Raw genomic sequence first — 19,500 nt, 5'->3', positions numbered from 1 at the left:
AAGCACAGTTATGATAGCGCTAACCAAGCGATTGCCGCAGCTTTGTGACGCAGTGAGAGGGTAACCCCCATTCAGTGCAGCCAAACCGGGCAGCGCTTCTTTTTCTAGAGTGTCAGGCTTCCGGAAAGAAGAGCCCAGCAGTCGCCAGCCCATGAGCCAAGCGCATGGGCCCTGTTTTCAACCAGGTAGCAGCACGGACCGTGTTCGCTGCCTCTTTTTTCAAGGTTATGGATAGCGCTAACCAAACAACGCCGCCGCAGACGCTGATCGTCATGGGCGTATCGGGCTGCGGCAAATCCAGCGTGGCCCAGCAGCTCGCGGCCTCGCTGGGCTGGGCCTTGCACGAGGGGGATGCCTATCACTCCGAGGCCAGCATCGCCAAGATGCGCTCGGGCGTGCCGCTGACCGACGAGGACCGGGCCGACTGGCTGGCGCGTCTGGCCCGGCTGCTGGCCGATGCCGCCAGGGCCGAAGCGGCCACAGGCGTGGTGCTGACCTGCTCGGCCCTCAAGCGCAAGTACCGCGACCAGTTGCGCGCCGGCCAGGACGCTGCGGAAGGCAGCGTGGGCTTTGTGTTTCTCGATCTCGACTACGACACGGCGCTGCAGCGCGTGCAGGAGCGCGCCGGACATTTCTTCTCGCCCGAGCTGGTGGCCAACCAGTTCGCCACGCTGGAGCGCCCCGACGGCGAGCCCCGCGTGCTGGGCCTGGACGCCACGCTGCCGCTGGCGCACATCGTGGAGCGCGTCACGGCCTGGCTGGCCGGCCTGCCAGGCGAGGCGGCCGCCTCTCTTTCTTCTTCCCAATCCTGAGCATCAGGAGGTTCAACATGAGTTCGGAAAAAACTCCCGCCACTTCCAAGCCACGTCTGCAGCGCATGGCCGAGGCGCTGATGGTGCTGGCCCTGGCCGGCATGGTCGTCGCCGTGTTCGTCAACGTGGTGCTGCGCTATGTGTTCAACACCAGCATCGTCTCGTACGAGGAAATCTCGCGCCTGCTGTTCGTCTGGCTGGTGGCCGTAGGCGCCATCGTCGCGGCCTTCGAGGGCAGCCACCTGGGCTTTGACCTCGTGACCTCGCGCGTGGGCCCCATGGGGCGAAAAGTGCTGTTCTGGGTGTCTCAGCTGCTGGTGGTGCTCTGCATGCTGCTGCTGCTGTGGGGCTCCTGGGCCCAGGTGCAGGCCGGGCTGTCCAGCTACAGCACGGTGCTCGGCTACCCGCTGGCCCTGGGGGCCGCCGCCACGCTGGTGCTGGCCGTGGGTCTGCTGGTGGTGGCCGCGCGCGACATGCGCCGCGGCTCGCCCGTGGAGCGCGATGCAAGCGCTCTGGATATCGAATAAGGCATTGGAGAGGGACAAGCCACCATGGTCGTGACCTTTATTTTTCTGTTCGTGCTGATAGGCGGCATGGTGATCGGTATGCCCATCGCCCAGGCGCTGGTGCTGACCGGTGTGGCGCTGATGTGGCACCTGGACTTCTTCGACTCCCAGCTGCTGGCCCAGAACCTGCAGGCGGGCTTCGACAACTTCCCGCTGCTGGCCGTGCCGTTCTTCATCCTGGCCGGCGAGCTGATGAATGCCGGTGGCCTGTCGCGCCGCATCATCGATCTGGCCAGTGCCTTCGTGGGCCATATCCGCGGCGGACTGGGCTATGTGGCCATCGGCGCGGCCGTGCTGCTGGCGTCCATGAGCGGCTCGGCCATCGCCGATACCGCGGCCCTGGCCACCATCCTGCTGCCCATGATGCGCGACCACAAGTACCCGGACAGCTACAGCGCGGGCCTGCTGGCTTCGGGCGGCATCATCGCACCCATCATCCCGCCGTCCATGCCGTTCGTGATCTACGGCGTGACGACCAATACCTCGATCAGCAAGCTGTTCCTGTCGGGCGTGGTGCCCGGGCTCATCATGGGCGTGTTCCTGGTCTTTGCCTGGTGGTGGATTGCGCGCCAGTACCAGCTGTCTCAGGGGCGGCGCGTGAGCTGGGGCGAGCGCCTCAAGGCCTTGGCCAAGAGCTTCTGGGCCATGATGATGCCGGTCATCATCCTGGGCGGCCTCAAGGGCGGAGTGTTCACGCCCACCGAGGCCGCTGTGGTGGCCGCCGTCTACGCGCTGTTCGTCTCCATGGTGATCTACCGCGAGATGAGCTGGGCCAGGCTCTACGAAGTGTTCCTGGCCGCGGCCAAGACCACGGCCGTGGTCATGTTCCTGTGTGGCGCGGCCACGGTGACGGCCTACATGATCACGCTGGCCGACCTGCCGAATATGCTGGCCGACACCTTCTCGGGCGTGCTCGGCCATCCCACGGCCTTCATGGCGCTGATGATGCTGTTCCTGCTCGTCGTGGGTACGGCCATGGACCTGACGCCGACGATTCTGATCTTCGGCCCCGTGTGCGCGCCGCTGGCCGTCAAGGCCGGCATCGATCCCGTGTATTTCGGCTTCATGTTCATCTATGTGGGCTGTATCGGCCTGATCACCCCGCCCGTGGGTACGGTGCAGAACGTGGTGGCCGGCGTGGGCCGGCTGCGCATGGAAACGGTGATCAAGGGCACCAACCCCTTTCTGATGGCCTATGTGCTGCTGGCCGTGCTGCTGGTGCTGTTCCCGCAGATCGTGACCGGCCCGCTCCAGTGGATGCACTGATCGCTTCCATACCCATAGCAGCAGCCGCTTTCCGGACGAGCAGCAGCTGCCAAAAGACCGATGTTTCCCGGGGCGCTTTGCCCACTGTTTGCCCTCTAAATAAACCAAGGAGATAGGTATGCGACTCAAATTTGCTCTGGCCGGCGCGCTGGCCGCCCTCGTAGCCGCAGGCGCGGTGCAGGCCCAGGATTTCAAGCCGCGCATCGTGCGCTTCGGCTATGGCCTGGTGGACGACTCCAACCAGGGCCGTGCCGCACGCTTCTTCGCCAAGGAGGTGGAGAAGGCCACGGGCGGCAAGATGAAGGTGCGGGCCATCGGCAATGCCTCGCTGGGCTCGGACACGCAGATGCAGCAGGCGCTGATCGGCGGTGCCCAGGAGATGATGGTGGGCTCCACGGCCACGCTGGTCGGCATCGCGCCCCAGATGGCGCTGTGGGATACCCCGTTCCTGATCAACAACGCCAAGGAGGCCGATGCGCTGCTGGACGGCTCCGTGGGCGAGCGCATCAAGGCCACGCTGGAGCCCAAGGGCATGGTGGGCCTGGTCTACTGGGAAAACGGCTTCCGCAACCTGACCAACAACAAGCACCCCGTGGCTAGGCTGGAGGACATGAACGGCATCAAGCTGCGCGTGATGCAGAACAATGTCTTCCTCGACAGCTTCAAGGCCCTGGGCGCCAATGCCGTGCCGCTGCCGTTCTCGGAACTGTTCACCGCGCTGGAAACCAAGGCTGTGGACGGCCAGGAGAACCCCTACAACACCGTTCTGTCCAGCAAGTTCTATGAGGTGCAGAAGTACCTGACGGTGACCAACCACGTCTACAGCCCCTGGATTCTCACCGTGAGCAAGAAGTGGTGGGACGGCCTGTCCAAGGACGAGCAGAAGGCGCTGATGGACGCGGCCAAAAAGAGCCGCGAGTTCGAGCGCCAGGACACCCGCGCCGAAGCCGCCAAGGCCCTGGCCGACCTCAAGCAAAAGGGTATGGTGGTCAACGAGCTGTCCGCAGCCGAAGCCGACCGCATGCGCGCCAAGCTGACCAGCGTGCACGCCTCGGTGGCCAGCGGCGTGGGCCAGGACCTGTGGAAGCAGACCCAGGATGAACTGAAAAAGCTGCGCTGATGCGCAACACCCCCCTGAGGCGCTACCGCGCCTTCCCCCTCTCTCGCTACGCGGGAGGGGGACGACACCGGCGCGGCGGGGCGGCCCTTGCGCGGTGTCTCTGAGTTGGACCGCGCCAGTTGCGTGCGCTGCGCTTGCACTATGAATAACGGATATGAAACTCCATCCCATTGTTGAAGCGGTCACGCGCCGCATCCGCGAACGCAGCAGCGCCACGCGCAGCGCCTATCTGGAGCAGGTGGACGCCATGGCTGCGCGCCCGCCCGGCGCCCAGTCCATGGGCTGCGCCAACGTGGCCCACGCCTTCGCCGGCCTGCCGGGCGCGGACCGCATCCGCATCGTCGAGCAAAAGGCGCCCAACGTGGCCATCGTCACGGCCTATAACGACGTGCTTTCGGCCCATGCGCCGCTGGCGCGCTATCCAGACATCCTCAAAGACGAAGCCCGCAGGCAGGGCGCCACGGCCCAGGTAGCCGGCGGCGTGCCGGCCATGTGCGACGGCGTGACCCAGGGCGCACCGGGCATGGAGCTGTCGCTGTTCAGCCGCGACGCCATTGCCCAGGGCACGGCGATTGCGCTGTCGCACGATATGTTCGATGCGGCGCTGCTGCTGGGCGTGTGCGACAAGATCGTGCCGGGCCTGTTGATTGGCGCCCTGCATTTCGGCCACCTGCCCATGGTCTTCGTGCCGGCCGGCCCCATGACTTCGGGCGTGTCCAACAACGACAAGGCCAAGGTGCGCGAGCAGGCGGCCCAGGGCCTGGTGGGTCGCCAGGAACTGCTGGCCGCCGAGTCCGCCGCCTACCATGGCGAAGGCACTTGCACCTTCTACGGCACGGCCAACAGCAACCAGATGCTGCTGGAGGCCATGGGCCTGCATGTGCCGGGCACGGCCTTCATCAACCCCGGCGATGCCGAGCGCGAGCTGCTCACGCGCGAGGCCATGCGCACGGTGCTGGAGATCACCAAAGGCCAGCGCTTCGCACCGATAGGCCGCGTGGTGGACGAGCGCTGCATCGTCAACGCCATGGTGGCCCTGCTGGCCACGGGCGGCTCCACCAACCACTTGATCCATTGGGTGGCTGTGGCGCGCGCGGCCGGCATCGTCATCGACTGGAACGATTTTTCCGAACTCTCGGGCGTGGTGCCGCTGCTGGCGCGCGTCTATCCCAACGGCAGTGCCGATGTGAACCAGTTCCAGGCCGCAGGCGGCCCCGGCTATGTGATCGCCGAGCTGCTGAAAGCCGGGCTCATGCATGGCGATGTGCTCACCGTGCGTAATGAGGGGCCGCAGGCCTTCGCCCGCATTCCGCGCGTGGAAGCCGGCCAACTGGTCTGGCAGGACGCGGGCGAGTCCGGCGATCTGTCAGTGCTGCGCCCGGCCGATGCGCCGTTCAGCTCCACGGGCGGCCTCAAGCTGCTGGCCGGCAACCTGGGTCGCAGCGTGATCAAGGTCAGCGCCGTGCCCGAGGACCGCCATGTGATCGAGGCGCCGGCGCGCGTCTTCGACTCGCAGGAAGCGCTGCAACAGGCCTTCAAGGCCGGCGAGCTCGATCGCCTATGCGAGGAAAACGCCTCAGGCGGCGTGGTCTGCGTGGTGCGCTGGCAGGGCCCGCGCGCCAACGGCATGCCCGAGCTGCACAAGCTCACGCCGCCGCTGGCCGTGCTGCAGGGCAGGGGCTATAAGGTGGCGCTGGTGACGGACGGACGCATGAGCGGCGCCTCCGGCAAGGTGCCCGCGGCCATCCATGTCTCGCCCGAGGCTAGTGCGGGCGGTCCGCTGGCCAGGGTGCAGGACGGCGACCTGGTGCGGCTGGATGCGACCAGCGGCACGCTGGCCGTGCTGGTCGACGAAGACGAATGGAGCCAGCGCCCAGCAGCCACCATGCCGCAGGCGCTGCGGCTGGCCAACGGCCAGGGCTTTGGACGCGAACTGTTTGCCGGATTCCGGCGCCATGCGCTCAGCGCGGAAGAGGGGGCCTGCACATGGCTGTAGAACTCACGGCTTTGGCCATCATGCAGGATGCGCCGGTGATCCCGGTCATCGTGCTCAACAAGGTGGAGCACGCCGTGCCCATGGCCGAGGCCCTGGTTGCCGGCGGCATCCGCGTGCTGGAGGTGACGCTGCGCACGCCCCAGGGCCTGGATTGCATCGCCGCCATCGCCAAGTCCGTGCCCGAAGCCATCGTCGGCGCTGGCACGGTGCGCAATGCCGCCGATGCCTGGGCCGCACAAGCCGCGGGCGCGCGTTTTGCCGTCAGCCCCGGCTATACCCAGGCCCTGGGTCAGGCCTGCCGGGATCTGCGGCTGCCCCTGCTGCCAGGCGTGGCCACCAGCAGCGAGATCATGGCCGCTCAGGCCGACGGCTTCAACGAACTCAAGTTCTTTCCCGCCATGCAGGCCGGCGGCCCGGCCATGCTCAAGGCCTGGCAGGGGCCGTTCGGCGACCTGCGCTTCTGTCCCACGGGAGGCATCTCGCCGGCGAATGCCGCCGATTTCCTGTCGCTCAAGAATGTGGTCTGCGTGGGCGGATCCTGGCTGGTGCCTACGCACGCACTGGAGCACGGCGACTGGGCACATATCACGGCCCTGGCCCGCGAGGCTGTGGCACTGCGTGGTTGAGCCTATGCATTGATAGCTGCTGACGCCAATCAATCAATGCTTTCAGGCAGAGATATGCCTGAAATCATGGATAGATCAGCGCTGGCAGCTATCGAATTCAAGGCTCGGGTTCGTCGAGCAGACGGGCAGCGCGGTTTTGCAAGGCCGTGTCGGCGCGGTAATAGCCCATGACGGTATTGACGCTGTGGTGGCCGGTCAGCGCCATGGTGTCGGGCAGCGGCACGTTCTGGCGGCCGGCCTCGGTCACAAAGCCCGAGCGCAGCGAATGCGCCGAAAAATCGCCGTCCACGCCGGCCAGGGCGCAGCGCTGCTGCACGATATTGCGCACGGCCGCGGGAGTCAGCGGCTCGGCCACATGGCCGCCCTTGCGTATGCGCCGAAAAATCGGCCCCTCGTGGATCTGTGCGGCGGCCAGCCAGGCGCTCAGGGCCGCAGCGGCGCGACCGGTGACGGGCTTGTGGTTCTCCGGTGCATCCAGGCCCGACTGGTTGGTCTTGGAATGCGCCAGCGTGTAGATGAAATCGTTGGGCCCGACGGCACGCAGATAGCGCATGTCGGCACCCGTCACCTCGGAGCGGCGGCGCCCGCCACTGCTCCAGGCAAACAGCAGCAAGGCTCTGTCGCGCAGCCCGCGTAGGCTGTGGTCGCAGGTGGCCAGCAGCTGTTCCAGCACATCCCGGGTCAAGGCATCCTTTTTCTGCGCCTGCTCGCCGCGGCGCGCATAGGCCTTGCGGGTACGCGACATCAGCTCCCGCACCGCTCCATCCTGGCAGGGGTTGACCAGGCCATGGACCTGGTGCGCCTTGGACAGCACGGCAATGCGGTGCACCAGGGTGTTGTGCGCCGGCGGGCCTTTTTTGCCCTTGTAGCCGGCCTCGACCAGGGCCTGGTCTATTTCTTCGGGCATTTCATGGGTGAGCCCATTGGCACTCTGGCGCTGGGCATGGTCGACGATGAACTGCAGCACCGTCGGCACCGGCAGGGGCAGTTGCATGGCCTGGCCATAGCGCAGCACATGCCAGGCCGCCCAGTAGCGCATCGCGCTCTGGTAGCTGGATCGGGTATGGCTGGATTCGCCTTCGCGCATCAGCTCCCGTATGGCTTCCTTGGCCGAGGAAGGCAGCGAGGAGGCGAGGCTGCGCAGCGGCAAGGCGGTATCGACGTCGCCGCTCAGGGAAGAGGGCAGTAGCTGATCGGAAGGCATGGCGTGATTGTCGCCGCTCCAACTCCGCATATCTCCTCATCTGGGCCGGTGTAGGCAATTCAGGCCCATGCGCGTGGCGGGCAGACATGGCCCATTTGTCGCCATGCGTCATGCCGTTGGCTCCATCCGCTCCATCGCGCAGGCGTGCGAATCGGCACGGAAGCAGGAATGCGCGGGCTCTGGCAACAGGTTCCCGCCAAGCGCCAAGCATGTGTTTGGAGGCGGTAGGGCCAGCACCGCTTGGCCGCATCGATATCGCACAGATCCCAAGCGCAAGCACCAAGTTCGCGCTGCACTTGTGAGTTCCCGCCAATTCTTGCCCTGCCCCCTAAAAAACCGGACTTCCGACGGCCACCTCATGCCAAAGTGGCTGTAATGTAGCAAATCCATTTGTATGAAAACATCATATGTATTATTTAATACATGCTATGTTTGATGTATTACATAATCAATAAATAAATCACGATAACAATCACTTATCGTCAGTAAAAAAGATAGTTCACATGAATATGCCGAAAACCACGTCCCGAGGCATCCAGGAAGCCGATGTCTGGGCTGCGGCCGATGCCCTGATCGCTCAGGGCCTGCGCCCGACCATCGAAAGAGTGCGCCAGCACATAGGGCGGGGCTCACCCAATACCGTCAGCCCGATGCTGGAAAACTGGTTTGCGACTCTGGGCAGGCGGCTGGGCGTGGCCGGCGAGCAAAGTCCCTCCGCCACCGCGTCGGTGCCCGATCCCGTGCTGCACATGGCCCAGCAGCTATGGAGTGCGGCCCAGGAAGAGGCCGAGCAGTCCGCCACTGCGGCCCTGGCCCAGCGCGAAGCCGCGTTGCAGGTTGCGGAAGCCGAGCAATTGCTCCAGAAGGAGCAATTGGCCCAGCGCGAAGCCACGATGCAGGCCCAGAAGGAAGCCATGCACCAGGCGCTGCAGCTAGCCCAGGGCCAGGCCCAGGATCTGTCGCGCCGGCTCGACGAGATGCAACTACAGCTGCAGGACCGCGATGGCCGCATGGAAGAGTTGCGTGAAGCTCTGGCTCAGGCATCCAGGCAGAAAGAAGCGCTGCAGCAAAAGCACGGCGAAGAGATTCAGGCCGCGGCGCTGGAGCGTCAAAGAATGGCCGAGCAATACGCGGGCAACGAGCGCCATATGCTCAACGAGGTCGATCGCGCGCGCCAGGAGCTGGCCAACGCCAAGAAGTCTGCCCAGGATCAGGAACGAAAAGCGGAAACCAGGCACCAGGAACTGCAGACGCGCCTTGAACGCTCGGAGCAGGAGATCCTGAATCTGCACACTCAGCTGCAGGCGGCCCAGAACGCCGCAGCCCTGGCGCAAGAACGTGCGGCCGATATCAAGAGCCTGCTGGAAGCCCAGCAGCGGCTGGCTGCGGGGAGCGGCACGCAGGAAGCGGCGGCCTTGTCTCCTGCGGGTGCGCGCAAATCCAATCCGTCGGCCGCACGCCGATCCATGTTGCGCGTACGCGATCGCCGCACGCAGCGCTGACAAGCCCTAGGGGCGGGTGGCGGCCGGCTCGGATTGATTGGGCTGCTCGTGCTGTGTGGCGCGGTAGAAGCCGAGGATGCGCCGCACGTATTCGCGCGTTTCGGGATAGGGGGGCACGCCGCCGTGTTGCTCCACGGCTTTTTCGCCCGCGTTGTATGCGGCCGAGGTCAGGGCCACATCGCCCTCGAATCGTTTGAGCAGCCAGCGCAGATAGGCGAGGCCGCCGCGCGCGTTCTGCTCCGGGCTCCAGACATCGCGCACACCGAAGCGCTCGGCCGTCTCGGGAATCAGCTGCATAAGGCCTTGCGCGTTGCGAGGTGAGAGCGCGCCGGCGTCGAAGTTCGATTCCGAGCGCACAAAGGCCAGTGCCAGCCGTGGATCCACGGCAAACCGGGGGGCGAGACGCTGTACCAACTTCGCCATGCGCCGCTTTTCCTTAGGCAGGGCGCTGACATAGCGCTCGACCACCTCGTGTGGAACCACTTCCTGGGCCGACTCCTTGAGCTCCATCGCCGGGGTTTCCCCCGTGGTCAGGCACTCCGGCAGGCGGTCACCCGGCATCCTGCCTGCCAGCAGCACCCGCGCCTTTTCGTGACCTCTTTGAGCCGCCAGGGCCAGCAGCGTGGTGGCGGTGGCGGGGTCCGCCACCGCGTCCCGCCCGAGCAATAGCAAGCGACCCAGCCGGTATTGCGCCTCGAGGCTGCCATAGCGCGCTGCCGCGCAATAGCGCTGCGCCGCCCGCCGTGGCAGGTGGCTCCGCTCGGCCCTATAAGCTTCCTCTATCCAGCGGGATAGCACCGGAGGCTCGTCATCCCAGTTCGGCGGCCCATCCTCGCCCTGGGCGAAAACCAGCTTCATGCCGGTGCACAGCATGATCGCGACGGAAGTCCGGGAGAGCAGCGGCAGGATTCTGGTCTTCATGGATTTGCCACTGTAGTACGGTATGGTTCCGATTCCAAATACTTAAGAACATTGGCCTGCGTTGATGGCTGGCCGATGGCGGAGTATTTCAAGGAATACCAGCCGCGACTACGTGCAGGCGTGCAGATCCATGGCCAGATTCCGGTACATGACACGGAAGCTACGGGCAAGCTGGAGGCGGGTATCGCGGTCATGGCGCCGGATACCGAGCTTCTGTTTAACTAGATACGATGTATATTATGTTTAATCGTTAGTGCTATGATAGCTGTAGCAGTACGTCCTTTGGCCTCAACCTCTCCAAGGTGTTGCATGCCGAATTGACGGTGATGTTTAGGGCACCTTACCCTGCGCATTTGCCTTCACTCTGCTACATCCTTGACGTTCTTCGCTACGACGACAACCAGCTCGCCAGACTGCTAGACCTCAAGCCCTCAACCATCAAGAAATATCGGCGCGAAGGACAAGCTCCTCGCGCCGTTCATTTAGCCCTTTTTTGGGAGTCCCGTTGGGGTATCGCGACCATCGATACAGTCGCTCATAACCATGCAGCCGGGAACTATGCAAGAGCCGAATCTCTCCGGCGCAAAAACGATAGGCTTGTCAAGCAAATCTTGAGCATGGAGAAGGAGCTTGCAGCCCATAAAACCGCGCCCGCAAACGCTCCAATTTTCCAAATTGGCTAACAACCAATCCTGAATTGTCGGTCGCGAGCTTTTCGACGCTCGTCACGAATCCAATCCGTGGTGTAACCGCCACCGCCAATTCGCCCCAAAGAATCCAGCCAACTCACACGCTCATCTAGAGCTTGACACTCACCAGCATTCGCTTTGCCCCCGGTGGGACGAGTTGCGACTGGGACCACTTGCTCAGCGGCAATTGCGTGCGCCCTATCCCGTTGTTGTCTCGCAATTGCCACTTGCTCCTCCCAAGAGACATTGGTCGGAACACGCGCAATGCGATCTATAAAACGCCCGTTAGCTGAGCAAGGAACGCTCTCCCATGTAAGGCTGCCTTGAAAGTCTTTGCAGAGATAAATCTCCCTCGAGCTTGGCCCGCCGCTTGGCTGCACAATCTGCTTACCACCCTCGCAGGGTGTAGTGCTGTAGGTATTCCCACACTGATAGATCTGGCCTGCGGCTTCGGTGCGAGGCTTTTCAGGTACCAAGACTTTCGGAGCAACAGCCACCGGCTCTGGTGGCGGCCGAAACGCAGGTCGTTGAGGAGCCGCCCGAGGAGGCCCAACTAAAAAGCGCAATATCTCTGACTGATATCTGTATACAAGTGTGCCTACCAAAAGCACGACAATCGCGAGAAAGAGCTTTGTAAAAAAGCTCATTTTATTACGTCCACTAGTGAACGGATTTTCCCGTTGCCAGTTCCCTGGATCATAGTGCCCCACGACACCCTCCCCTGCGCACTCCGCACCACCAAAAATCCGCGCACGCAAGCGTGAGCGGACCCAAATTCGCTAATCAAGCTTGATGAATCTAGGCTTTGGAGAAATTATCTTTGGAGCCATTGCTTTGATGTGAAACCAAGCAGGAGCATTTACGCTGACCAGCTGATGATTGGCCGTCACCAGGTCTTGCTGGGCAGCGTCGTTCAATGCGTCTTCTATTCAAAGAATGGGAACGGATCTCGTCATCGAACTAATGGCGCAGCATCATCATCGGCATTCAGCAAAGCCGGGATCTCGGCCACCAGTGCGTCAATGGCCACCCGCAGCTTGCGGCGTAATTGCCGTGTCTGCGGCCAGAGGGCATGAATCTCGTAGGAACGGGCACGGTAACCGGGCAGGATATGTACCAGCTCACCACGCTTGACATAGCTGCTCAACAGCCAGCAGGGTACCCAGGCAATGCCATAGCCCGCCACGGCAGCTGCGGCAATGGCCTGGATATCGTCCATGCTGATCTGGGAGAGCACTTGCGGGCGGTGGCCTGAGTTGCCTCCTCGCCCAGCCGCAGGCAAAGCATTCCACGGTGCGACGACTCCCGAGCGCGAATAGCCTATGACGGCATGGCCATCGAGCTCCTCCAGACTCCTGGGCGTGCCGTGGCGCGCCAGATAGGCCGGGGAGGCTCCGATGCTGATGTGCTGGGTGCCCAGCAGACGCGCGGACAAGGTGCCGCTGTCATGCAGCGGACCTATGCGTATGGCCAGGTCAAAGCCCTCCTCGATCAGGTCCACCGTACGGTCGCCAAACGACAGATCGATGTTCAGCTGCGGATACAGACGCGTCAGATTCAGCAGTATGGGGGCCACGCACAGTTGCCCGAAGCCTTCGGGCACGCTGACCCGCAGGCGGCCGCTGGGCTCCATGCGGCCGCTGTCCAGGTCCGCCTCGGCGGCATCCAGTTCCTTCAGTGCACGGGTGCAGCGCTCGTAGTAGATCTGCCCCTCTTCGGTCAGGGCCTGGCTGCGCGTGTTGCGCTGCAAAAGCCGCGTCCCCAGACGAGCCTCCAGCCTGGCCACGGCCTTGCCCACGGCAGAGCGCGTCACGCCAAGCCGCTCGGCGGCGGGGGCGAAACCACCGGCCTCCACCACTTGTACAAAGGTGGAGACACCTTCCAGAGGGTCTTGCACAGTCATCTCTATTGATTCCTTTCAGGCGTCAAAACCGGGAATTTATCGCTCGAATTCGGGAATTTTATTCCCATAGACTCGCATTGAACGTTCTACGCAAGAACGCCGCTTCCCTTTTTCTGGAGTGTGCAACCATGCCCTCGAATGACATCGATCTATTGAACACAAGCCGCCTGAATCTGGCTCCGGCCCGGCGCAACCGCATCGCGCTGCTGTCGGTCTGTCTGGCCGCGCTGATGTTCAGCCTTGAAATCTCAAGCGTGCCGGTAATCCTGCCCACACTGGAGTCCGTGCTGCACAGCGACTTCAAGGGCATTCAGTGGATCATGAATGCCTACACCATCGCCTGCGTCTCGGTGCTCATGGCCACCGGAACACTGGCGGACCGATTTGGCCGCAAGCGGGTCTTTCTGATCTCCACAGCCCTGTTCGCACTTGCATCGCTGCTGTGCGGCCTGGCATGGAACACGCCTTTGCTGATTGCCAGCCGCGTATTTCAGGGCGCCAGCGGCGGCGCCATGCTGATTTGCCTGGTGTCCGTCCTCTCGCACCAGTTCCCGCAAGGCACCGAGCGCAGCCGAGCCTTCAGCACCTGGGGAATCATGCTCGGTATAGGCCTGGGCTTTGGCCCTCTGATCGGCGGCATGATCGTCGCCCTGGCGGACTGGCGCTGGGTGTTCTGGGTACACGTTGTCATTGCCGCGCTGACTTTCTTTCTGGCCGCCATCGCCGTACAGGAGTCGCGTGACCCAGAGGCCGGTACGCTGGACCTTGCGGGCATCGTCACGCTGTCTCTCGCGGTGTTCGGCCTGGCCTTCTTTGTGACACAAGGCTCCGACAGCGGTTTTGGCAGCATGCCAGCGCTGGCAGCCATCGCCGCAGGTCTGCTGAGTTTTGCAGCCTTTCTATGGGTGGAACTGCGTGTCCAGCATCCCATGTTCGACTTCTCCGTCTTTCGGGTGCGCAATTTCTCAGGCGCGCTGCTGGGCTCCATGGGCATGAACTTCAGCTTCTGGGCATTCATCATCTACCTGCCCATCTATTTTCAGAGTGCGCTGGGTCAGGATGTCGCGGCCGCTGGTGTCTCGCTGCTGGCCTACACGCTTCCCACGCTGGTGTTCCCGGTGGTTGGTGAACGCATCGCCATGCGCCATGGTCCGCGTATCGCCATTCCGCTGGGGCTGTTCGCCATCGGACTTGGATTCGTTCTGATGCTCGCTGGCAGCCAGCTTGCCCACATCCACTGGCTTTACGTGCTGCCGGGCTGCCTGATTGCCGGCGCGGGGCTGGGCATCACCAACACCCCGGTGACCAATACCACCACGGGCTCGGTCTCCAGCGCACGCGCCGGCATGGCGTCGGGCATAGACATGAGCGCCCGCATGATCACGCTGTCGATCAATATCGCGATGATGGGCTTTCTGCTGGTGCGTGGTGTGCAGCAGCATCTGCAAGCTGTGTTGAGCGGTCCCGTCGATGCCGCATCGCTACGCGAGATGGCCAACGGCATTGCCTCTGGCAATCTGCAAGCCCTGCAGGCAGGCGCCGGTGCCGCCACTTCGGCACAGGCTTTAGCAGACATTGCCCGCGAGGCACTGGTACACAGCTTTGGCGGCGTGATGCTCTATGCCGCCATCGCCGTGTGGCTGCTGGCACTGGGCAGCTTTGTTCTCTTTTCGGGTGGCAGAAAGGTCCGGTGAACCTTGCGGCGGCCAAAGGGCGCGGGCAAGAACGCCGGGCTGTAGCAGAGCTTGAAATGCGCCACCAATCAACGATGGCTGAGGCGCAGCATTCAATAAAACAGAATCAGCATCATCAACAGCCGTTGGTGATACTGATTCCCGACATGGTTAATCCATCGGCTGGAAGGCCTGTATACAGACGTCAACGTCGCACGACTTGGAGCAGCGAGACTTCCGGAGCATTGTTTCCCCAGCTGCCACGCACATAGGTCAGTACCGCGGAGACGTCTTCGTCGGTGAGCACGTGCCCGAATGGCGGCATGCCGTAGGGTCGCGGATTGCCTTTTGTGGATGGCGCGTATCCGCCAAAGAGAACCATCTGTATGAGATTGGCCGGATTGCCCAATTTGACGGCGCGATTACCGGCCAGGGCCGGAAACATGCCAACCTTCCCTTCGCCCTGCTCTCCGTGGCAGGAGGCGCATTGCTTGGAATAGACCTTGTCGCCACGCTGCATGAGGGCTGAGCCGCTTTGCACCGGTATTGCCTCCTGCCTGGCCTGGGCATGGTCGGGCAGGTCCTTGAGGTACACGGCTATGGCATGCAAGTCGGCATCGTCGAGGTACTGAGTGCTTTGATAGACCACATCGGCCATCGGGCCCGATACCGTTGCGCTAGCTGTAATGCCTGTTTTCAGCAGCGCGACGATGTCGCTGGTCTGCCAATGCGATGTGCCAGCCTCCGCCGGGTCATCGAGCGCTGGCGCATACCAGCTCTGGCCAGGTATGGGACCACCACCTAGGCCTCGTCCGCTGTTTGTTGCCCCAAGGACGTTGCGCGATCCGTGACACGCTATGCAATGGCCAAGTCCTCCGACAAGGTAGGCACCTCGGTTCCAGTCCGGCGAGCGCCGAGCCTGCGCCTCATACGCGCCAGGGCGGAAAAAAAGCGCGCGCCATACGGCCAGAGCTGCTTGCGTGTTGTATGGGAAATCCAAGGCATGAGCCCTATTGCCCTGAGAAACCGGTGGCAAAGTCTGCAGCCAGGCGTAGATCGCATCCGAGTCCTCCCGCGTGACCTGGGTATAACTCGTATAGGGAAACGCGGGATATAGCAGCCTCCCGTCACGTGAGCGGCCGTTGTGCATGGCTCGCCAGAAGTGATCAGCGCTCCACAAGCCAATTCCAGCACGTGGGTCGGGCGTGAGGTTGCTGGTGTAGATGATGCCAAAGGGCGTGCTGATGCTCCGTCCACCTGCGTATGCAGCGCCTCCGCGCTCCGTGTGGCAACCCGCGCAGTTGCCCGCCAGTGCCAGATAACGGCCACGCTCAATCAACTGCTGAGAAGCAGGGAGCGGTTTGGCGCTATCGGCGATCCTCGCTTCGCCGAGCGTATTGAGCATGACCACCACCGCGGCGAGCACCGCCAACACCGTGGCAAACGCCAGCAGCACGTAGATATGCCTGCGGTTCGCCTTCATCAGTGGCCCCCCATGGCGCTGCAGGGCGCAGGCAGCTTCCCCGGAGGGGATGGCGCCGGCCTGCTATCCTGCGGCACGGGCTGCACCTCCAGCCAGCTGACCACGGCGTGGATATCCTCTCTCGTGAGCTTGCGCCCCACATCGGCCATGCAATCGGGAGCCATCGCGCGACGCTGGCCCGCAACCCAGGCCCCAAGCTGGGCCGCCACATATACGCGCGGTAGGCCAAGCAGGCTGGGAATCCCAGGCTGGACACCGGTCAGAGCCTCGCCATGACAGCTCGCGCAAGCAGGGATTTCGCGTGACGGATCGCCGTGGAATATGAGGGATTTGCCACGGGCCAACTGCTCTCCAGGGGCCGATGACGGTTCTGGCGGTGGATACGGAAAGTCCAGACCCGCGAAGTACTCGGCCATATCGCGCAGGTAGGCGTCTGACAAATTCGCCAGCAGTCCATTCATATAGATCTGCTGACGACGTCCATCGCGAAAGTTGCGCAACTGCTCAAAAAGATAGCCCGCTGGTTTGCCTGCCAGGCGCGGGAAATATCCAGACTTGGTGGCTCGCCCCTCTTTTCCGTGACAGGCGGTACATGCAGCCACGCGCGGCTCCATGTCTGGCTGTGACGGCTGCGCAAATGCCGAACCCGCTGCGCAGAAAATCGCGACCGGGAGAGCGATGAGTCGAAGGGTATGACTGGGCATGACCTGCTGATCATTGCGTGCCAACCTGGCACCGGGAAGAGGCAGTTTTTTCGCTTTAGACCATATCAGATGCTCATTGCTTGAGCAGACTCAGTTGCATCTCGAGTTGCGCGAGGCTTGGCGTGATCACCGGGATGAACGCCGACTCGCGCCAGCGCCGCGCAAACCCGGGCGCCTTGCCTTCCAGATAGGCCTGGCCACCCCAGGCCTGAAGTTCAAGGTACAGGGCCTGCTGCACATGACGCGCGAGCGCGATCCTCAAACGGAACAAGGCCGCCGGGTCGCTGCTGAATATGCCGCGCTGCAAGCCAGAGAGCAGCCTCCCTGCATCGCTTTCGAGGTCTCGGTGCAGTTCGGTCAGCGGCCACTGAAGCACGGCGCGGCGGCCTGCGTGCTCGCGGGCCGCGGCAATGCTGGCCCTCGCCAGACCTATGGACATGCCGCACTGAAATCCCAGGAACTGGGGCCTCACCTGTGGCAGCCAGACGGTCAGGTTGTCATGCAGTCTGTTCTCGACCCCAACAGGGACCTCAGCCAGCTGGATCTCGGCAACGTCGCTACCCCGAAGGCCCATCAATGCAAGATCCTGGCCTCGGCAAACGCCCGGCATATCGGAGCGAAAGGCAAATACCGGTACCGGGCCGGGTGCTGCGGGTTGGGCCGCAGCTGCGACGCTGAAGCCACCTGCCCGAAGATTGGTGACCCAGGGGAGGACGCCATTCACGCGCCACGCGAGCCCGCTTTCCTGCTCCGCCGGCTTGGCCATGACCTCCAGTGGCTCGAACCCGCAGACGAACTTCATGGCATTGGACATGCCAACCGCCCCTGCCCACTCTCCCGCCAGTAGCGTCGGGAGCTCCCTGGCGCGCAGGACGGGGTTGTTACTGCGGACAACACATTCGATATAGGTTCTGTGGCTCCAGAGGACAAAAGAAGCCGTCAGCGACTGCTCCGCCAGCTCGGCAATGGATTCGACCGCGTCGGCCCAGGAGCCGCCGTCACCTCCAAACTCCTGCGGAACGCCAATACCTGTCAGTCCCTCAGAAGCAAATTTCTGCAGTAAATCGGTGGCTGGCGGCCCTTGATCCAGAGGCTCTGCCAGTTCCTTCAGCCAGTCGGCAGGCTCAGCGAAGGCTCGACGGCTCTGCGCCTTGAGGGCTTTCGAGGTGGGATTGAATTCCGGATATGAGGTCGTGGCAGGGCCGGGCATAGAGTATCGCGATGTAAGCAGCTATTGGGCTGCAGATGTGACGAATGGCGAGTTCAAGGCAGCGCGTGCCTCGCCGAGTTGTGCCACTGTGGCCGGAAGCCGCCTGGAAAGAAAGCAGCAGATTTCGCTGATTTGCCCATATCAGCGCTGCGCTGGAATCGACTTCCGGGGGCGAAGACCGCTACACCAGGGAGACCGAAAGTCGCCCCAATAGCTTGAGAGCCGCTTCCAGCTCCAAGGGATCCGCCTGCCCGAAGTTGATGCGAAGATGGTGCTTGAACCGGTGGTCGGCAGAAAACAGATGGCCTGGCGCGCTGCTGACCCGCTGGGATAGCGCGAGGCGGTGCAGTTCCAGCGCATCGATGCTCGCCGGCAACTCGATCCATAGGAAATACCCTCCTTCGGGTGGCGATGCACGCGTTCCCGCTGGAAAGTGATTGGCGATGCAGCGCAAAGCAACGGCCTGATTACCTTGCAGCCGCCCCTTCAGGCTTCGCAGATGCCTGTCATAACCGCCTTGCTCCAGGTAAAGCAACAATGCCTCCTGCGAAGGCACGGCAGCCGTCAGCGAACTCATCAATTTGCGTCGAGCAATGGCCGGCGCGAAGCGGCCTCCAGCCACCCAACCAATGCGGTAGCCTGGCGCCAGTGTCTTGGAGAACGAGCTGCAGTGCAGTACCAGTCCTTGGGTGTCCCATGCCTTGGCGGGTCGCGGCTTGTGCATCCCGAAGTAGAGCTCTCCGTACACATCGTCTTCGATCAATGGGATCTGGCGCTCGGCCAGCAGTCTTACCAGTGATTCCTTAGATGCGTCCGGCATCAGGCTACCCAGAGGGTTCTGAAAGTTCGGCATGAACCAGCATGCTTTCACCGGATGTCTCTCCAGTATGGCGGCCAATGCTGCGACGTCCACACCTGTGCGCGGATGGGTTGGTACCTCGATCGCGCGCAAATTGAGTCGCTCCAGTGCCTGCAACGCGCCATAGAACGTCGGAGACTCCACTGCCACCAGGTCTCCGGGCCGGGTTACCACTTCCAGGCTTAGATTGAGGGCCTCCATGGCCCCATTCGTGACTACCAATTCGGTCGAGTCGATGGCAAAAGCCGTCGCCAGATAGCGCAACGAGATCTGCCTGCGCAATTCCGGATACCCAGGCGACAGGTGCTCAACCGTGCGCCATGGATCAAGCCTGCGCATGGCCTTGCTCTGAGCCATGGCCAGTCTTTGGAGCGGGAAAAGCGAGGGATCAGGAAACGCAGAACCGAGCGGTGCCAACTCCCGATCGCGCATGTGCGCCAGTACCTGGAACACGAGCTCCGACACTTCGACGTCCTGTTGCTCCCCGCTCGGCCGTGAATAGTCGGGCTCGGGTACGCTGGTCGCACCAGTAGCTACGTAGTAGCCCGAGCGTGGCCGAGCCTGAACCAGGCCGCGGGCTTCGAGCAGATAGTAGGCCTGGAAAACGGTGGAAGGGTTGACACCGCGGCTGGCGCAGGTCTGCCGTACCGATGGAAGCTTTGCGCCTGGAGGCAGCGTTCCATTGGCAATGGAATCTGCGATATTGCCGGCCAATTGTTCGTAGCGCTTCACCGTCCCACGCCTTCGCTGTCGTAAATCAAGAATGTTTGCTCGCACATGGCCTTCAGCAACCGGCTTGGGGACCTGGAGGCCGGATTTCAGCTCCAGCGCAGTGAACTCCGCTCGGCGGTACTGTGACTCAGCATAACGGACATATAGCCATCTTAAGTGTACGGTCCCAGGAAGTCATGGTGCATTCTTCAACTCAGAACAGGAGAAAGCACTATGGCAATCCGCCTGCATGGC

General features: G+C 62.8%; 16 protein-coding genes. 9 read left to right on the top strand and 7 right to left on the bottom strand.

What is annotated here, in order from left to right; genetic code table 11:
- Positions 1 to 227 precede the first annotated feature (227 nt).
- The 6 genes from AB6724_RS05630 to eda all read left to right on the top strand — a co-directional run bounded on the left by AB6724_RS05630 (position 228) and on the right by eda (position 6,386).
- Positions 228 to 812 (top strand): gluconokinase, encoded by a 585-nt coding sequence (locus AB6724_RS05630; protein WP_369337524.1) that lies wholly within the window; start codon positions 228 to 230, stop codon positions 810 to 812.
- 17 nt (positions 813 to 829) lie between these two features.
- Positions 830 to 1,339, top strand: a complete 510-nt coding sequence (locus AB6724_RS05625) for a TRAP transporter small permease (RefSeq protein WP_369337523.1) — start codon at positions 830 to 832, stop codon at positions 1,337 to 1,339.
- Positions 1,340 to 1,363: 24 nt separating this feature from the next.
- On the top strand, positions 1,364 to 2,644 hold the full coding sequence (locus AB6724_RS05620) for a TRAP transporter large permease (protein ID WP_369337522.1): 1,281 nt from the start codon (positions 1,364 to 1,366) through the stop codon (positions 2,642 to 2,644).
- A gap of 118 nt (positions 2,645 to 2,762) precedes the next feature.
- Positions 2,763 to 3,764 carry a TRAP transporter substrate-binding protein gene (locus tag AB6724_RS05615; RefSeq protein WP_369337521.1) on the top strand — a complete coding sequence of 334 codons (1,002 nt, stop codon included), beginning with the start codon at positions 2,763 to 2,765 and terminating at the stop codon, positions 3,762 to 3,764.
- A gap of 154 nt (positions 3,765 to 3,918) precedes the next feature.
- The gene (gene edd / locus AB6724_RS05610) at positions 3,919 to 5,760 is read left to right on the top strand and encodes a phosphogluconate dehydratase (protein ID WP_369337520.1); all 1,842 of its coding nucleotides are present in this window, start codon (positions 3,919 to 3,921) and stop codon (positions 5,758 to 5,760) included.
- Positions 5,751 to 6,386: a bifunctional 4-hydroxy-2-oxoglutarate aldolase/2-dehydro-3-deoxy-phosphogluconate aldolase gene (eda, locus tag AB6724_RS05605; protein ID WP_369337519.1), complete on the top strand. Its 636-nt coding sequence runs from the start codon at positions 5,751 to 5,753 to the stop codon at positions 6,384 to 6,386. The genes edd and eda overlap by 10 nt, the downstream gene beginning before the upstream one ends.
- 97 nt (positions 6,387 to 6,483) lie before the next feature.
- Here eda and AB6724_RS05600 read toward each other — a convergent pair whose 3' ends face one another.
- Positions 6,484 to 7,590, bottom strand: coding sequence for a site-specific integrase (locus AB6724_RS05600; RefSeq protein WP_369337518.1), 1,107 nt, complete (start codon positions 7,588 to 7,590; stop codon positions 6,484 to 6,486).
- 503 nt (positions 7,591 to 8,093) lie between these two features.
- Between AB6724_RS05600 and AB6724_RS05595 the strand changes: the two genes are divergently transcribed.
- Positions 8,094 to 9,092 (top strand): DNA-binding protein, encoded by a 999-nt coding sequence (locus AB6724_RS05595; RefSeq protein ID WP_369337517.1) that lies wholly within the window; start codon positions 8,094 to 8,096, stop codon positions 9,090 to 9,092.
- Between the two features lie 6 nt (positions 9,093 to 9,098).
- Here AB6724_RS05595 and AB6724_RS05590 read toward each other — a convergent pair whose 3' ends face one another.
- Positions 9,099 to 10,013: a lytic transglycosylase domain-containing protein gene (locus AB6724_RS05590; protein WP_369337516.1), complete on the bottom strand. Its 915-nt coding sequence runs from the start codon at positions 10,011 to 10,013 to the stop codon at positions 9,099 to 9,101.
- Between the two features lie 75 nt (positions 10,014 to 10,088).
- Here AB6724_RS05590 and AB6724_RS05585 point away from each other — a divergent pair, with 75 nt between their 5' ends.
- Positions 10,089 to 10,238, top strand: coding sequence for a hypothetical protein (locus AB6724_RS05585; RefSeq protein ID WP_369337515.1), 150 nt, complete (start codon positions 10,089 to 10,091; stop codon positions 10,236 to 10,238).
- A gap of 1,416 nt (positions 10,239 to 11,654) precedes the next feature.
- Here AB6724_RS05585 and AB6724_RS05580 read toward each other — a convergent pair.
- Positions 11,655 to 12,599 carry a LysR family transcriptional regulator gene (locus AB6724_RS05580; protein ID WP_369337708.1) on the bottom strand — a complete coding sequence of 315 codons (945 nt, stop codon included), beginning with the start codon at positions 12,597 to 12,599 and terminating at the stop codon, positions 11,655 to 11,657.
- 134 nt (positions 12,600 to 12,733) lie between these two features.
- On the opposite strand from AB6724_RS05580, the gene AB6724_RS05575 reads away from it, so the two are divergent.
- On the top strand, positions 12,734 to 14,299 hold the full coding sequence (locus AB6724_RS05575) for an MFS transporter (protein ID WP_369337514.1): 1,566 nt from the start codon (positions 12,734 to 12,736) through the stop codon (positions 14,297 to 14,299).
- Between the two features lie 184 nt (positions 14,300 to 14,483).
- Here AB6724_RS05575 and AB6724_RS05570 read toward each other — a convergent pair whose 3' ends face one another.
- The 4 genes from AB6724_RS05570 to AB6724_RS05555 all read right to left on the bottom strand — a co-directional run bounded on the left by AB6724_RS05570 (position 14,484) and on the right by AB6724_RS05555 (position 19,266).
- Positions 14,484 to 15,761: a c-type cytochrome gene (locus AB6724_RS05570; RefSeq protein WP_369337513.1), complete on the bottom strand. Its 1,278-nt coding sequence runs from the start codon at positions 15,759 to 15,761 to the stop codon at positions 14,484 to 14,486.
- Positions 15,761 to 16,465, bottom strand: coding sequence for a c-type cytochrome (locus tag AB6724_RS05565; protein ID WP_369337512.1), 705 nt, complete (start codon positions 16,463 to 16,465; stop codon positions 15,761 to 15,763). Before AB6724_RS05565 ends, AB6724_RS05570 begins: the two co-directional genes overlap by 1 nt.
- Before the next feature lie 73 nt (positions 16,466 to 16,538).
- Complete coding sequence (locus AB6724_RS05560; protein ID WP_369337511.1) at positions 16,539 to 17,675, bottom strand: acyl-CoA dehydrogenase family protein; 1,137 nt, start codon at positions 17,673 to 17,675, stop codon at positions 16,539 to 16,541.
- Positions 17,676 to 17,856: 181 nt separating this feature from the next.
- Entirely contained in the window at positions 17,857 to 19,266 is a 1,410-nt protein-coding gene (locus AB6724_RS05555) for an aminotransferase-like domain-containing protein (protein WP_369337510.1), read from the bottom strand.
- Between the last annotated feature and the right edge of the window lie 234 nt (positions 19,267 to 19,500).

Source organism: Comamonas guangdongensis, from assembly GCF_041079535.1.
Lineage (GTDB): Bacteria > Pseudomonadota > Gammaproteobacteria > Burkholderiales > Burkholderiaceae_C > Comamonas > Comamonas guangdongensis.
Note: the sequence above shows the minus strand (reverse complement) of the source record. Positions and strands in the feature narration are given on the sequence as shown.